The sequence below is a fragment of the Nonomuraea sp. NPDC054003 genome, assembly GCF_055585125.1.
The window spans coordinates 193,437-207,906 of record NZ_JBVJKR010000015.1; the positions used below are offsets into that span (position 1 = coordinate 193,437).

The following is a 14,470-nucleotide window of genomic DNA, read 5'->3' on the forward strand; positions in this document are numbered from 1 at the left end:
CCGTACGCGGTCTGACGAGCAAGAGATCCCGGCGGCGCGACGCTTGTGACAGCACGGCGGGTGTGACGTATGTCACTGAGTCCGGGTGTCACACGGCGGCGGCGGCCGGGATCGTATGCGTGGCACGGTCGGGAACGGACAGGCGAGGAGCAGTGATGGGCGAAGGCAGCGAGCATCCGGCGACCGAGGCGTTCCTCGCCCACCGCAACCTGCTGTTCACGGTCGCCTACGAGATGCTGGGCTCGGCCGCCGACGCGGAGGACGTCCTGCAAGAAACCTGGCTGCGGTGGGCGGGCGTCGATCTCGGTACGGTGCGGGATCAGCGTGCTTATCTGGTACGGATCGTCACGCGGCAGGCGCTGAAACGGCTGCGCACGCTCGGCCGGCGCAAGGAGTCCTATGTCGGCCCGTGGCTGCCCGAGCCGCTGCTGACCGCGCCCGACGTGGCCGAGGACGTCGAGCTGGCCGAGAGCGTCTCGATGGCGATGCTGCTGGTGCTGGAGACGCTGACGCCGACCGAGCGGGCGGTGTTCGTGCTGCGTGAGGTGTTCGACCTGGCCTACGACGAGATCGCGGAAGCCGTCGGCAAGAGCGCGGCCGCGGTCCGCCAGATCGCCCACCGGGCGCGGTCCCACGTCGCCGCCCGCCGGCCGCGCGGGGCCGCCTCACCGGCCGAGACCCGCGACGTGCTGGAGGCGTTCCGGCGGGCGGTCGAGACGGGCGACCTGCGGCGGCTCCTCGACGTCCTCGCGCCCGACGTCGTCCTGCTGGCGGACGGCGGCGGGCTCGTGCCGGCCGCGCCCGCGCCCGTCGTGGGAGCCGGTCAGGTGGCCGCGCTGCTGAAAAGGGTCGCCCGCGCGGCGTCGCCGCAGCCGGCGCTGGTCAACGGCTGCCCCGCGCTGGTCATCCGTGCCGATGGCGAGGTCGAGACCGTCATGGCGGTGCGCGTCGAGGACGGCCTCATCACCGGGCTCTACGCCGTGCGCAATCCCGAGAAGCTGTCGCGCATGGAGCGGGAGACCGCGGTGAGCCGCTGAGCCGCCGTCAGCCGGGGCTGATCGTGGCGGCGACCGTGGCGCCGAGCTCCCAGCAGGCTTCCAGGTCGTCCTTGCCGGGGGCGCCCGTCACCGACGCCGGGCGCCGGACCCGCTCCCAGCCGAGGCCGGTGGCGATCGACTCCACCGCGCGGACGGCGCCGGTCGTGTCGTTGTTGCCGTGCACGTACAGGGCGTACGGCAGGCGGCGGGTCTCCTCCAGGCAGGGGTAGTAGATCGTGTCGAAGAAGTGCTTGAGCGCGCCGCTCATGTAGCCGATGTTGGCCGGGGTGCCCAGGATGAGGCCGTCGGCCGCGAACACGTCGACGGCGGTGGCGGCCAGCGCCGGGCGGGTGACGACCTCCACGCCCTCGACCTCGTCGGTGGTGGCGCCCTCCCGGACGGCCTCGAAGAGCTCGCGGAGCGTGGGCGAGGTGGTGTGGTGCACGATCAGCAGGCGCGTCACGTCATCGATCCTTTCACGGCGAGGTTAGCCGCGCCGCGAGCGGGGATGCCGCTCGTCATGGGTGAAACCATGATCTTCCTGCGGCGGGCGACCAACGTCGCCGTGCTCACTCTCCTCGTCCTCCCGATCACCGCCGTTCTCACTGCCCCGCCCGCGGCGGCCGAATCCCGCAAGCAGGCCGCCGCCCGGGCCCGGAGCATGCTGGCGCAGCTCAAGGTCGCCAGGCCGTTGTCCATCCGCGGTTACAGCCGCGAGAAGTTCCGCCCCCACTGGGCGGACCGCAAGGGGAGGTGCAGTACGCGGGAGCTCGTCCTGGCCCGCGACGGGCGGCGCGTCCGCCGGAACGCGGCCTGCCACCCGGTCAAGGGAGTCTGGTTCAGCCCGTACGACGGCAAGAAGCTGAAGAGCGAGAGGTACGTGGACGTCGACCACGTGGTGCCGCTCGCGTACGCCTGGCGGTCGGGCGCCAAGCGGTGGAGCCCGGCCAAGCGGCGCGCGTTCGCCAACGACATCAGGCGGCCCGAACTGCTCACCGTGAGCCATTCCGCCAACATCGCCAAGGGCGCCAAGGGCCCGCAAAGCTGGCGTCCGCCGCGCCGCGCCCACTGGTGCCGGTACGCGACGTCGTGGATCACCGTGAAGCGTCACTACCGGCTCTTCGTCACCCGCAAGGAGAAGACGGCCCTGCTCAACATGCTGCGCACCTGTTGACACGCAGCCGTTTGGCTGCCTATCGTTCATAGGCAGCCAAACGGCTGCGCATTCGAGGTGGTAGCTGTGGACGACGTGTTCAAGGCGCTGGCCGACGCCAGCCGCCGCATGCTCCTGGACAGTCTCAACGCCCGTGACGGCCAGACCCTGAGCGAGCTCTGCGACGGGCTGGACATGGCCCGCCAGTCGGTCAGCAAGCACCTGGCCGTCCTGGAGGCCGCCGAGCTGATCACCACGGTCAGGCACGGCCGGGAGAAGCTCCACTACCTCAACGCCGCCCCGATCAACGACATCGCCGAGCGCTGGATCCGCCGCTACGACCGGCGGCGCGTCCAGTCGCTGTCGGCGCTGAAGCGAGCCCTTGAGGAGACGGCTGTGTCCAAGCCCGAGTTCGTCTACACGTCCTACATCGTCACCACGCCGGAGCGCCTGTGGCGCGCGCTGACCGAGCCGGAGTTCACCCGGTCCTACTGGGGTCTCACCCTGGAGTCGGCCTGGACCAAGGGCGCCCCCGTCGTCTGGCGCACCGAGGGCTCGGTCGTCGACGACGGCGGCAGCGTGGTCCTGGAGTCCGACCCCTACCGGCGGCTCTCGTACAGCTGGCACACCTTCACCCGGGAGTGGGCCGACGACGCCGGCGTCGCCCCGGACGTCCTCGCCGAGATCGCCGCCGAGCCCCGCTCTCGCGTGACCTTCGATCTCGAACCGGCCGGGGAGCGGGTCAAGCTCACCGTCGTCCACGACGGGTTCGAGCCGGGCAGCACCGTTCTGGAGATGATCAAGGGGGGATGGCCGGACCTGCTGTCCGAACTCAAGACCCTGCTCGAACGGCAGCCGGCCGGTGTTGAGGACGGATCACGGCGACCTAACGCCGAGCGTTGACCGTCGCGATCCGTCAGATCGGGACTGCGGTCACCACCAGTAGCCCCAGTCGTCGTCCCAGTCCCAGTCGTTCCAGTAGCCCCACCACCTTCTGCGGCGGCAGCGACGGTATCGACGGCGGCGGCAGCCGCCATATCCGCTACTCACGACGTCTCCCCCTTTTCGATTGATCCTTCAATTAGGACGCTAGCACCCAAATGGGGATCAATCACTACAAATCCACCGGTTTCAAAAAGACTTGAAGGGCATCGAAGGCCGTCGATCGAATGGCGGCCTTCGATGCCCTTTCATGACGCGTCAGCCGGTGCCGCAGACCCTTCCGTTGAAGGTGAAGACCGACGGCAGGACGTTCGGGCCGGTGTAGTTGCCGACGAAGCCGATCGTGGTCGTCGCGCCCGTGCCCAGCGCGCCGTTCCCTGGCTCGCTGACGGCCTTGACGTCCTGGCCGTTCTGGGTCCAGGTCGCGCTCCAGCCGCTGCCGAGGCTCTGCCAGGCTCTCGGCCAGGCGAAGTTCAGCGTCCAGCCGTTGACCGGGGCGCCGGTGTTGGTGATCTCAATGCTGCCGACGTAGCCGCTGGCCCAGTCCGACTGGACGGTCAGCTTCGCCGTGCAGGAGCTCGTGGCGGGGGCCTTGGTGGTGAAGGTCAGCGGCGGGGAGGACCAGGAGAGGCCGCCGCCGCTGTCGCGGGCGATCACGTTGACGGTGTAGCGGGTGCCGGGCCTGAGGTTGGCGGCCGTGAACGAGGTGCCGCCGGTCTCGCCGAGCTGCTCGGTGACGGCGCCGTGCTGGCGGTGGATCTCGTACTTGGCGACCGGGCGGGCGCCCGGGGTGGCGCGCGGCCAGGTGATGGTGGCGGTGGTGTCGGTCACGGCGGTGGCGGTGGGCTGACCGGGGGCGCCGGGGCCGGACGGCGGGGCGGCTGGACGCAGGACGATCGTGGTGAGCGACAGCGGCGGCAGGAGCCGGCCGGCGGGAGTGCCCGCGGTCTCGGTGGTGATCGCGGTGGCGCCGTTGGTGTGGGTGAGCACGGTGGGCGCGCCCGCGGCGGGGGTGTAGCCCTCGTAGTCGAGGGCGGCCGCGTACGAGGTGTCGCGCGAGGTGTTGATCAGCATGACCGCCAGCTCGCCGTTGGGGCGGCGGGCGGCGTGCGCGGAGACCGCGGGCTGGTCGGCCGCCGCCCGGACGAACTGGTCGCCGGGACGGGCGAACCGGCTGACCATCTGGAGCGCGTAGTAGGGCGCGAAGGGGGTGTTCAGCGCGGGCTCGCAGACCGAGCCGTCGGACGTGCAGGCCGCGCTCGACAGCAGGCCGAAGTCGCCGTAGTCGGTGTGCCCCTCGACCTCGGTGACGGCGCCGATGCCGTTGCGCACGTTCCACCAGTCGACCGTGAACACGCCGTTGGCCAGCAGCGTCGCGTACGCGTCGGCGGCGGCCAGGGCGCCCGGCTGGGTGTTGGTGCCGTTGCTGCTCGAGCCGGTGTTGAACTCCGTCATCGCGATGCCGATCCGCTCGGCGCCGGGGCCGGCGTACCGGGCGATCTGCTCGCGGGCGAGCTGGACCATGTCGGGTACGTGTCCCGTACGGTCGAGGGCCCCCGGATACCAGTGCAGGACCACGAAGTCGATCTTGGATCCGGCGGCCGACAGGACGACCTGGTTCCAGCTTCCCGCGTCGCCCTCGGCCACGATCGCGTCGGGCCAGTTGGCGGGGGTGGTGAGCACGGCGCCGATCTTGATGGTGGGGTCGACGGCCTTCATGGCGTCCGCGTAGGCGACGACGTGGCGGGCGTACTCGGCCGGGCTCTTGTCGGGGTGGTCGTCGGCCTCCCAGGCGGCGCCGTAGTGGCCGTTGCCGTAGTTCTCGTTGCCGATCTCCCAGTACTTCACGCCGTAGCCCTTGGTGACGTTGGCGTACCTGACCCAGGCGGCGGCCTCCTCGGCCGTGCCGGTGCCGTAGTTGGCGGTCACCATCGCCTTCGCCCCGGTGCGGCGCACGCCGGCCATGTAGGTGTCGAAGTCGGTGTTCGGCGCGACGTAGCCGCCGGGGGCGGTGTGGTCGGCCCAGTGGTAGATGTCGGAGTACGAGCCGCCGGGGTAGCGCAGCAGCTTCACGCCCGCCTCCTTGAGGAGGTCGGCGGTCTGGTCCGAGCCCAGGTGGGTGTCCCAGATGGCATGGTTGGTGCCGATGCCTGTCTCGGGTACGGCCGCGAGGGCGGCACGGGTGTTGACGGTCACCTCGACAGGGGCGGCGTCCTGGGCATGGGCGGCAGGGATGTTCAGGGCGGCCAGCGTCAGCACGATCGCGGACGCGGCCCGGAGCAGGGTTCTCGGCATCGGTGCACCTCGCCGTGGCAGTGGTCATCACTGGACGGTCATCACTGGACGGTCATCACTCGACGCCTCCTCCTGACCAGGAGACAAGCGTGATCATGTGCGGCGGGCGGTGCGTTCGTCAACCGCCGGTGAAACTTTCAGCTCCGGATTCGGCCGCGCATCAACCGATCGGTTGATTTCCGCGCCAGCCGGATCCGCGGCGGATCATGGCCGGCGGGTCGATTCGCCGGAGCCGCCGGCGGACGACGCTTGAGCCATGGCAGTCATCGAAGTCAACGGGCTCCGCAAGTCGTACGGGGAGCTGACGGTTCTGGACGGGGTGTCGTTCTCCGTGGAAGAGGGCGAGATCTTCGGCATCCTCGGCCCCAACGGCACCGGCAAGACCACCACCGTGGAGTGCGTGGAGGGGCTGCGGCAGCCCGACGACGGGTCGATCAGCGTGCTGGGGCTCGACCCGGCCAAGGACGGCAGGCGGCTGCGCGAGCGGATCGGCGTGCAGCTCCAGCACACGCAGCTGCCGGAGAACATCAAGGTGTGGGAGGCCCTGGACCTCTACGCCTCCTTCTACGCCCAGCCGCGCGACTGGCGCGAGCTGATGGCCGAGTGGGGGCTGGACGAGAAGCGCGACGCCCGGTTCGGGAAGCTGTCGGGCGGCCAGAAGCAGCGCCTGTTCATCGCCCTGGCGCTGGTCGGCAACCCGCGGGTGGCCTTCCTCGACGAGCTGACCACCGGGCTCGACCCGCAGGCCCGGCGCACCACCTGGGAGCTGATCAAGCGGGTCCGGGCGAGCGGCGTGACGGTGGTGCTGGTCAGCCACTTCATGGACGAGGTCGAGGAGCTCTGCGACCGGGTCGCCGTCTTCGACCGCGGCCGCGTCGTCGCCCTCGACACCCCGGCGGGGCTGATCGACGGGATCGACGCCGAGCACCGGATGAGCTTCACCCTGATGGACGGCGAGCCCGCCGGGCTGGCGGACCTGCCGGGGGTGACCGGGGTGAGCAGGACCGGCGACCGGGTGGTCGTCAGCGGGCGGGCCGACTTCGCCACCGCCGTCACCGCCCACCTCGCCAGGCACCACGTCCTCGTGAGCGATCTGCGCATCGACAAGCGCACCCTCGACGACGCCTTCATCGCCCTGACCGGCCGTTCCTTCGGCACCAAGGAGTAGGACCCGTGACCAAGCTGACCTTCGTCGAACTGAAACTGCTCACCAGGGAGCCCGGGGCGATCTTCGCCCTGCTCATCCCGCTGTTCATCCTCGTGGTCTTCGGCAGCTCGATCGAGCCCGGCGACACCGTGCTGGTGCCGATGGCGCTGGCCATCGCGGTGGGGCTCGTCGGCCTCTACATGCTGCCCACCACCCTGGCCACCTACCGTGAGCGGGGCATCCTGCGCCGGCTCTCGGCCACGCCGGTGCGCCCGGTGCGGATGCTGGTGGTGCAGCTGATCCTGCAGCTCGTGCTCGCGGTGGCCGCCTGCGGCCTGCTGCTGGGCGTGGCGGGCGGCGTCCTGGGGGCCCACCTGCCCTCCCGGTGGCCGCTGGTCGCGCTGGTCTTCCTGCTCGGGGCGGGTTCCCTGTTCGCCATCGGGCTGCTCATCGCGGCGCTGGCCCCGAACGGGCGGTCCGCCAACGGGATCGGCGTCCTGCTGTACTTCCCGATGGCCTTTCTGGCCGGGCTGATGCAGCCGACGCACCAGATGCCCGATATTTTGGTGCGCGTCGGTGAATACACCCCTCTGGGGGCTTTCCGGCAGAGTCTGCAGGACATCTGGGCGGGCAGTCCGGCCGATCCGCTGCCGCTGCTGGTGATGGCCGGGTACGCGCTGGTCGTCAGTATGATCGCGGCCAGGTTCTTTCGCTGGGAGTAAGGCATGACGGCGCAGCTCGATCGATGGGAGCGCCTGCTGGAGCGCCAGCTGACGGCAGCACCGTACGTCCTGCTGGCAGCCAGCACGATGCTCGCGCTCCTCACGGAGGACGGCCCGCCATGGCGGGTCGTGGCGCTGGCGGCGCTGGCCGCCTTGTGGCTCCGGCTGGTCCCGCGGGGCGTCGTCTACGTGATCGGGCTGATCGTCCTGATCGGCGTGCTGTGCACGCAGGCGGTGTGGTTCGCCGGCTTCTTCGGCTTCATCGGCTACCTGCACTCATGGGAGTACCTGAAAGGGATGTGGCGCTTCGCCGGGGTCACCGCCACGGCGGCGATCAGCGTCACGGCCTTCTTCGGCGGGCCGCCGGACCCCGTCCCGTCCAAGATCCTCTCGTACCTGCTGCTCACCGCCGCCATCGTGGCCGCGGTCGGGCTGTTCAGCTTCGTCGGCGAGATCACGGCCGCGCGCAGCGCCGAGCGGAAGCAGATGGTGACGCGGCTGGAGGAGACGCTGCGGGAGAACGCCGGCCTGCATGCGCAGCTGCTGGTCCAGGCCCGGGAGGCGGGCGTGATGGACGAGCGGCAGCGGATGGCGGCGGAGATCCACGACACCCTCGCCCAGGGCCTGACCGGCATCATCACCCAGCTCCAGGCGGCACACCAGGCCGGCGACTGGCGCCGCAACGTGGACAACGCCCTGCGGCTGGCGCGGGAGAGCCTCGCCGAGGCCCGGCGCTCGGTCCAGGCGGTCGGCCCCGGCCAGCTGGACGCCGCCCCGCTGCCCGAGGCGCTGCGCGAGGTCGTGGCCCGGTGGAGCGAGCTCAACGGGGTGCGCGCCGACTTCACCACCACCGGCACCGTGCGTCCCATGCACCCGGAGGTGGAGGAGACCCTGCTCCGCACCGCGCAGGAGGCCCTGGCCAACGCGGCCAGGCACGCGGGCGCGTCCCGGGTGGGGCTGACCCTTTCCTACATGGAGGACATGGTGACGCTGGACGTGCGCGACGACGGCGCGGGCTTCGACCTCGAACGCGTACGGGACGGCGGCGGTTTCGGCCTGACCTCGATGCGCGGGCGCGTCAGCCGCCTGGCCGGAACCCTGGAGATCGAGACCGAGCCCGGCGGCGGCACCGCGATCTCCGCGAGCGTCCCGGCGGTGGCGCGTGGCTGACGACCCGATCCGGCTGCTGATCGCCGACGACCATCCCATCGTGCGCGACGGCATCCGCGGCATGTTCGCCGGCGACCCGGACTTCGAGGTGCTCGCCGAGGCCGAGAACGGCGCCCGGGCGGTCGAGCTGGCGCGGGCGCTGAGCCCTGACGTGATCCTCATGGACCTGCGCATGCCGGGGATGGACGGCGTCGCCGCCATCAAGGAGCTCACCAGGCTCGGCATCGGGGCCCGGGTGCTCGTCCTGACCACGTACGACACCGACAGGGACGTCCTGCCCGCCATCGAGGCCGGCGCGACCGGCTATCTCCTCAAGGACACCCGGCGCGACGACCTCATCAGGGCCGTGCGCACGGCGGCGCGGGGCGAGTCGGTGCTGTCCCCGTCCGTCGCCACCCGCCTGGTGGGGCAGGTGCGCACGCCAGCCGACCCGCTGAGCGCCCGCGAGCTGGAGGTCCTGGACCTGATCGCGCAGGGCACGACCAACCGCGAGGTGGCCGCGCGCCTGTTCGTCAGCGAGGCCACGGTCAAGAGCCACCTGCTGCACATCTACGCGAAGCTCGGCGTGAACGACCGCGCGGCGGCCGTCGCCGTCGCCTTCCGGCGCGGCCTCATCGGCTGAGCGTCAGAGGCCCGCCTCCCGGGCGCGCATGATCGCCTGTGCGCGGTCGGCCACCTGGAGCTTGGTGAAGACGGCCGAGACGTGGTTGCGCACGGTCTTCTGGCTCAGCCCCAGCCGGGCGGCGATCTGCGGGTTGGTGAGGTGGCCGGCGATCAGGGCGAGGATCTCCCGCTCGCGCGGGGTCAGGCCGGGCAGGGCGGGCTCGGCGCGCTCGCCCGCGGAGAAGTAGCCGACGAGGCGGGAGGCGAGGGCCGGACCGAACACGGCGCCGCCCTCGGCCACGGTCTGCACCGACCGGACGAGCTCGGCCCGGCGCGCGCCCTTGACGACGTAACCGCGGGCCCCGGCCCGGACGGCGGCGAACACCGAGTCGTCGTCGTCGGACATGCTGAGCACGAGGACCCTGATGTGCGGGTGGTCGCGGGTCAGCCGCTCGGTGGCCGCGATGCCTCCCATGCCGGGCATGTCCAGGTCCATCAGGACCACGTCCGGCTGGATCCGCCCGGCCAGCGCGAGCGCCTGCTCCCCGCTGCCCGCCTCGTCCGCGACGTCGATCCCCTCGGCCGTCGCCAGCAGAGTCCGCAACCCGGCGCGGAACCCCGCATGGTCGTCGACCACCAAGACCTTGATCATCGCCGTCCCCTTCCGCGCCCGCACGGTCGTCGGCCACCAGGATCGTGGGTCACCGCCCGTCCCCTTCCCCGCCCGCGTGGTCGTCGGCTACCAGGATCCTGGGTCGCCGCCCGTCCCCTTCCCCGCCCGCGTGGTCGTCGGCTAACAGGATCCTGGGTCATCGCCGGTCCCTTCCGCTTCCGCGGGGAGTTCGACCCGGACGCGGGTGCCGCCTCCGGGGCGTTCCTCGATCGTGCATGATCCGCCGAGTTCCGTGGCCCGTTCGCGCATGGACGCGAGCCCGACTCCTGATCCGTCCCGGTCGTCCGGACCGATGCCGCGGCCGTCGTCGGAGATCTCCAGCCTGAGCGTCCCGTCCGCGATCTCGACGCGCAGCCACGAACGGGTCGCGCCCGCGTGGCGGCGGGTGTTGGCCAGGGCCTCGGTCGCGATCCGGTAGGCGGCGGCCTCGGTGGCGGCGGGCAGCGCGGGCAGGTCGTGCGGCGCGTGCACGTCCACCCGCAGGCCGGCCGGCTGCCTGATGGCGTGCGCGCGCAGCGCCCCGGCCAGGCCGAGGGAGTCGAGCGCGGGCGGGCGCAGCCCGTCGACCAGGGTCCGCACGTCGGCCAGCGCCGTCTCGGCGTCGTCCACGATCTCGGCGAGCAGCCGCCGCGCCCGCTCGTCGGTGACCAGGTCGTGCGCCGCCTCGGCCCGCATGGTCAGCGCGGCCAGGGTGGGGCCGAGCCCGTCGTGCAGGTCACGCCGGAGCCGCCGCCGCTCCTCCTCCCTGCCCATGACCAGCCGTTCGCGGGAGCGTCGCAGGTCGGCGGAGAGCCGCACGGCGTGCACGGCCACCGCGACCTGCCGGGCCAGGTCCTGGAGCACGCGCAGGTCGCGAGGGCCGAACCCGCTGTCGCCCGGCCGCGGTGAGAGCACCAGGCCGCCGACCCGCTCGCCGTTGTGCGTCAGCGGCAGCCGCACCGGATCGGCGGCCCTGGCCGGCTCACCGTGTTCGTGGCGGGCGCCCTGGCTGGTCTCCACCGCCACGTACGGCAGGCGCAGCGCCTCGGCGATCGACCGGGCGATCCCCGGCAGCACGGTGCCGGGGTCCGCGGTGCTCTCCAGCCTGCGGCCCAGCCGGGTGAGCGCGGCGTACGGGTCGTTCCGCTCGCCGTAGGTCAGCAGGTTGACCCAGCTCTGCAGCCGTTCGCGCAGCGGCGCGAAGGCGAGCGCCACCAGCCCGGCCGCCAGCACGGAGATCTGCAGGTCCCCGGCCGGGAAGAGCGCGCCGAGGTAGCCGACCACGAGGATGTAGCCGCCGGTCACGCAGCCCGACAGCAGCACGTACACCAGGGTGCGGTTGATGACCAGGTCGATGTCGAAGAGCCGGTGGCGCAGGATGGCCACGCAGATGGCGACCGGGATGAGCGTGGCGCCCGCGATGCCGACCAGTTCCCACAGGACGCTGGTCGACGGCCACACCGAGGCGGGGTCGTCGTCGGTCAGCCCGGCGACCAGCCGCGCCCCGATCACCACCGTCTCCAGCGCGACCACGTACACGAGCCACGCGATCTGGCGGCGCTCGGCGTCCTCGCTGCGCCGGGCCCGTACGGCCAGGTTCGCGGCGCCCAGCACGAACACCGCCGCCAGCAGGACGGTCAGCACCGCCTCGGCCGCCGACGCGGGGGCGGCCAGGGCGGGGACGCCGAGCGGGTTGGGCACCGCCGCGCCCATCCCCACCTGGAGGTTGTCGCCCGGGCGGAGCGCGCTCGGCACGGCGGCGAGCGCGGCGGCGGACACCACTCCCCTGACCGGCGGGCGCAGGCGCGGGGAGGGCAGTCGGCCGCCGGGGAAGTACAGCGGGATCAGGGTGGCCGCCAGGTTGGCCGGTATCCACAGCCAGGTCTGCGGCCAGGCGAGCCCCGCCGCGAGCGGCAGGCCCGGGTGGGTGAGGCCGAGGATCGCGTAGTGGCCACAGGCCTCCATCAGCGCGAAGCAGAACGCGCTCAGCGCGAGCAGCCGGCCCACCATGTGACCGGGGCGGTGGGCGCCGATGAGCCCGCCCGCCACCGCGCACGCCGCCACGAACAGCAGGTGGACCACCGGGAGCGGGGCGGCGCCGTTGGCGAAGGCCAGGGTGGCGGCCGTCGCCGCCAGCACCAGGGTCAGCGCACACCACGCCCACGCGACACGCGCCGTCGCCATCCGTCCCTCCCGTCCAGGACGCCTGCCGCAGCCCTGGTCAAACCCATATTTCGGGACAAACGGTATACGTCCTCTGTCCCGGTTCACCGGGACGGTGTCCCGGGAGTTCCGTGGCATTTCTCCCGGATGGACGGGGACGAGTGCCCGGGCGTGGCGGGACGGGGTTCGGATTCGCTGGGCAAGTGTTGAAAAATCCTGATTCGTTCCGCCGGATCGTCGCCGGCATCGCCCTCCTCGCCTGGCCCGTCTTCGAGTTCCTGGCCTTCCTGACCTCGCCTCCCGGGGCCGAGCACGCTCCCGAGGTCTTCCGTACGCACGAGACGGCCGTGCAGGTCAGCGCGCTGCTCTACGTGTGGGCGGCGCTCGCCCTCATCCCCGTCGTGCTGGCCCTGGCCCACCTCCTGCGCGAGCGCGCCCCCCGGGCGAGCGGGATCGGGGCGGCGCTCGGGCTGGTCGGCGCCGGTCACGGGCTGACGCTCTTCACCACCGACTTCTACGACCTCGCCCTGGCGCAGGTCCTGCCCGACGCGCAGGCCGAGGCGGTCACCCAGCGGGCCGGCGAGCTGCCGGGATTCGTGTTCGGGATGCTGCTGCCGGGGTTCCTGCTGCACGTCGGCCTGATCACGCTGCTGGTGACCCTGGCCGTGGTCAAGGTCGCGCCCTGGTGGGTGCCGGTCGCCGCGCTGGCGGGCACGATCGTGCCGTTCGTCACCATGGACCAGGCGCCGGTCGTGCAGTCCACCGGCGCCCTGCTGCACCTGGCCGCCTACGGCTGGATCGCGCTGCGCGTGCTGCGCATGCCGGACGCCGAGTGGCGCGGGGTCGGCAGCCTGATCTCCACGCGGGTGTGACGGACCGGCTGGCGCCCGCGGCCATCGCCGGCGCACTCTACGTCGGCATCAGCGGCATGGTCGCCGGATACGACCTGGCGGCGGTGCTCCTCGCGGGCACGCTCTGCCTGCCGTTGCGCAAGGGCCTGTCCCGGCTGCCGGTCCTCCCCTGGACGTCTGTCCGGGGACTGGCCGATCGGCTGGACCGGTGTCTGCGGCACAGCGCCCCGGAGGAGGCGCTGGCCTCGGTGGTGGCGGTGTCGCGTGACGCGCTGGCCGTCCGAGGGGTCGCGGTGGAGGTGGCGGACGGCGAGACCTCCGTGGAGAGCGGGCGGGCCGGCGCCGAGGCCCGCGAGGTGCCGCTGGTGTGGCACGGCGAACAGGTCGGACGGCTGCTCGTCGGTCCCCGGCGCCTGCCCTGGGCGTGCCGGGACCGGGCGCTGGCCGCGCTCGTGCCGTACGCCGCCCGCCTCGCCCACACCCTGTGGACGGCCGGCGAGCTGAAGCGCGCCGAGGAGCTCGACGTGGCCGCCAGGGACGAGGAGCGTCGCCGGTTGAGCCGCAGCCTGCACGACGGGCTCGGCCGGACGCTCGTCGCGATGGCCAGGACGATCGACCTGGCGCGGGGCGGGCCGGCGGACTGCCCGCACGCCGCCGACACGCTGCTACGCGACCTGCGGCGCGGCATGGACGACGCCACGGACCACGTCCGCGTGCTCCTGTACGGCCTGCCGGCGGGCGGATTCCGGACCCCGTCAGAGCGGGAACCAGCCGTTGCCCTCGTACCAGTGGCCGCCGGCGCGCAGGTGGGCGACGATCGCGTGCTCCAGCGTGGTGCGCGGGGAGAGCTGGTCGGGCGGCAGGTCGGGGTCGCCGAAGACGAACTCGATCGGGCCCCCGTCGTTGGGCTGCTCGGCCGGGTAGCCGGGGCGGAAGCGGCGCTGGAAGGCGACGATGTTGGAGCTTTCCGGCAGGTGGTCCGCGAGCTGGGGGTCGAGGAGCCAGGAGTAGCAGGTGGCGACGGTGGGCTCTTCGTCGGGGAAGTGACGGGGGAAGAAGGCGCGGGCGCGGGCCAGCGAGTCGTCGCAGGCGGCGGGCGTCAACGGCCCGGAGAAGTCGGGAATATGCAGATTCAGTGAGGGGGCGCCGGGCATGACGCCCTCGATGAGGGTCCCCATGCGGGTGCCGAGGGTGGCGCGCTGGTACTGCAGCCGGCCCAGCTGGTAGATCTCGCCCCGGTAGTGCATCTTGATCCAGGAGGGCTGGATCACGCCGCCGACGCCGCGCCGCCTGCGGTGGACGGCGACGTTGCGGCCGAGGTCGGCGAGGGTGTGCCGGGAGACGTCCGCCGGGACGCCGCGCTCACGGTGGTAGGCGCGCACGTGCGGGAGCGCCGCGACGAAGACGAACAGGTGGAAGTAGCGCCCGGCCGCGCCCAACCCGGCGGGCAGGTACGGCAGGTCGAAGGGGTGGTCGATCAGCCCGATGCCGCGCACCAGCCGCCGGGCGCAGCGTTCCAGCAGCCACCACAGCCCGGGGTCGGCCCTGATCGTCTTGGCCAGCGCGAGGATCCCGTTGACGTCCTCGTGCGGCACGGCCAGGTCGAGCAGGGTGAAGGCGTCCGGCAGGACGACCTCGACGTCCGGTGAGTCGTCGGCCTCCAGCCCGGCGAGCCAGGCGGCCGTCCGGTCGTCGGCGCGGAGCAGGTCCAGGGGGTTGTCCACAGGGGCTCTCC

14 protein-coding genes and 1 pseudogene are annotated in these 14,470 nt (G+C 72.3%); 10 read left to right on the forward strand and 5 right to left on the reverse strand.

Annotated elements, in window-relative coordinates:
* The first annotated feature begins 155 nt into the window (after positions 1-155).
* Complete coding sequence (locus ACZ6YG_RS34395; protein WP_466020307.1) at positions 156-1,037, forward strand: RNA polymerase sigma-70 factor; 882 nt, start codon at positions 156-158, stop codon at positions 1,035-1,037.
* 7 nt (positions 1,038-1,044) lie between these two features.
* On the opposite strand, the gene ACZ6YG_RS34400 is transcribed toward ACZ6YG_RS34395, so the two are convergent.
* Positions 1,045-1,500 carry a flavodoxin family protein gene (locus ACZ6YG_RS34400; RefSeq protein ID WP_148035321.1) on the reverse strand — a complete coding sequence of 152 codons (456 nt, stop codon included), beginning with the start codon at positions 1,498-1,500 and terminating at the stop codon, positions 1,045-1,047.
* A 57-nt stretch (positions 1,501-1,557) separates the two neighbouring features.
* On the opposite strand from ACZ6YG_RS34400, the gene ACZ6YG_RS34405 reads away from it, so the two are divergent.
* Together ACZ6YG_RS34405 and ACZ6YG_RS34410 are read left to right on the forward strand one after the other, a co-directional pair.
* Complete coding sequence (locus ACZ6YG_RS34405; RefSeq protein WP_261808938.1) at positions 1,558-2,211, forward strand: HNH endonuclease family protein; 654 nt, start codon at positions 1,558-1,560, stop codon at positions 2,209-2,211.
* A gap of 66 nt (positions 2,212-2,277) precedes the next feature.
* Positions 2,278-3,093, forward strand: a complete 816-nt coding sequence (locus tag ACZ6YG_RS34410; RefSeq protein ID WP_219542991.1) for an ArsR/SmtB family transcription factor — start codon at positions 2,278-2,280, stop codon at positions 3,091-3,093.
* A 297-nt stretch (positions 3,094-3,390) separates the two neighbouring features.
* Here the strand turns inward: ACZ6YG_RS34410 and ACZ6YG_RS34415 are convergent, their stop codons facing one another.
* A complete protein-coding gene (locus tag ACZ6YG_RS34415; protein WP_466020308.1) occupies positions 3,391-5,427 on the reverse strand; it encodes a cellulose binding domain-containing protein in 2,037 nt (678 codons plus the stop codon).
* A gap of 256 nt (positions 5,428-5,683) precedes the next feature.
* Here ACZ6YG_RS34415 and ACZ6YG_RS34420 point away from each other — a divergent pair, with 256 nt between their 5' ends.
* From ACZ6YG_RS34420 to ACZ6YG_RS34435, 4 genes are read left to right on the forward strand one after another with little or no spacing between them, the layout of a single operon-like run.
* Positions 5,684-6,595, forward strand: coding sequence for an ABC transporter ATP-binding protein (locus ACZ6YG_RS34420; protein WP_271277379.1), 912 nt, complete (start codon positions 5,684-5,686; stop codon positions 6,593-6,595).
* Positions 6,596-6,600: 5 nt separating this feature from the next.
* Complete coding sequence (locus tag ACZ6YG_RS34425) at positions 6,601-7,296, forward strand: ABC transporter permease (protein WP_364229544.1); 696 nt, start codon at positions 6,601-6,603, stop codon at positions 7,294-7,296.
* 3 nt (positions 7,297-7,299) lie between these two features.
* Positions 7,300-8,466 (forward strand): sensor histidine kinase, encoded by a 1,167-nt coding sequence (locus tag ACZ6YG_RS34430; RefSeq protein ID WP_148035326.1) that lies wholly within the window; start codon positions 7,300-7,302, stop codon positions 8,464-8,466.
* Complete coding sequence (locus ACZ6YG_RS34435; RefSeq protein ID WP_148035327.1) at positions 8,459-9,088, forward strand: response regulator; 630 nt, start codon at positions 8,459-8,461, stop codon at positions 9,086-9,088. The genes ACZ6YG_RS34430 and ACZ6YG_RS34435 overlap by 8 nt, the downstream gene beginning before the upstream one ends.
* 3 nt (positions 9,089-9,091) lie before the next feature.
* Here the strand turns inward: ACZ6YG_RS34435 and ACZ6YG_RS34440 are convergent, their stop codons facing one another.
* On the reverse strand, positions 9,092-9,721 hold the full coding sequence (locus tag ACZ6YG_RS34440) for a response regulator (protein WP_187281489.1): 630 nt from the start codon (positions 9,719-9,721) through the stop codon (positions 9,092-9,094).
* On the opposite strand from ACZ6YG_RS34440, the gene ACZ6YG_RS34445 reads away from it, so the two are divergent.
* Complete coding sequence (locus ACZ6YG_RS34445) at positions 9,714-9,866, forward strand: hypothetical protein (RefSeq protein ID WP_187281490.1); 153 nt, start codon at positions 9,714-9,716, stop codon at positions 9,864-9,866. The two genes, ACZ6YG_RS34440 and ACZ6YG_RS34445, sit on opposite strands and share 8 nt — an antisense overlap.
* Here the strand turns inward: ACZ6YG_RS34445 and ACZ6YG_RS34450 are convergent.
* A complete protein-coding gene (locus tag ACZ6YG_RS34450) occupies positions 9,863-11,905 on the reverse strand; it encodes a sensor histidine kinase (RefSeq protein WP_466020309.1) in 2,043 nt (680 codons plus the stop codon). The two genes, ACZ6YG_RS34445 and ACZ6YG_RS34450, sit on opposite strands and share 4 nt — an antisense overlap.
* A 182-nt stretch (positions 11,906-12,087) precedes the next feature.
* On the opposite strand from ACZ6YG_RS34450, the gene ACZ6YG_RS34455 reads away from it, so the two are divergent.
* Entirely contained in the window at positions 12,088-12,756 is a 669-nt protein-coding gene (locus ACZ6YG_RS34455) for a hypothetical protein (RefSeq protein ID WP_466020310.1), read from the forward strand.
* Positions 12,757-13,334: 578 nt separating this feature from the next.
* Positions 13,335-13,406 (forward strand): annotated as a pseudogene (locus ACZ6YG_RS34460) (hypothetical protein); the annotation flags it as partial.
* A gap of 84 nt (positions 13,407-13,490) precedes the next feature.
* On the opposite strand, the gene ACZ6YG_RS34465 reads toward ACZ6YG_RS34460, so the two are convergent.
* Positions 13,491-14,459, reverse strand: a complete 969-nt coding sequence (locus tag ACZ6YG_RS34465) for an acyltransferase domain-containing protein (RefSeq protein WP_466020311.1) — start codon at positions 14,457-14,459, stop codon at positions 13,491-13,493.
* Positions 14,460-14,470: the final 11 nt, after the last annotated feature.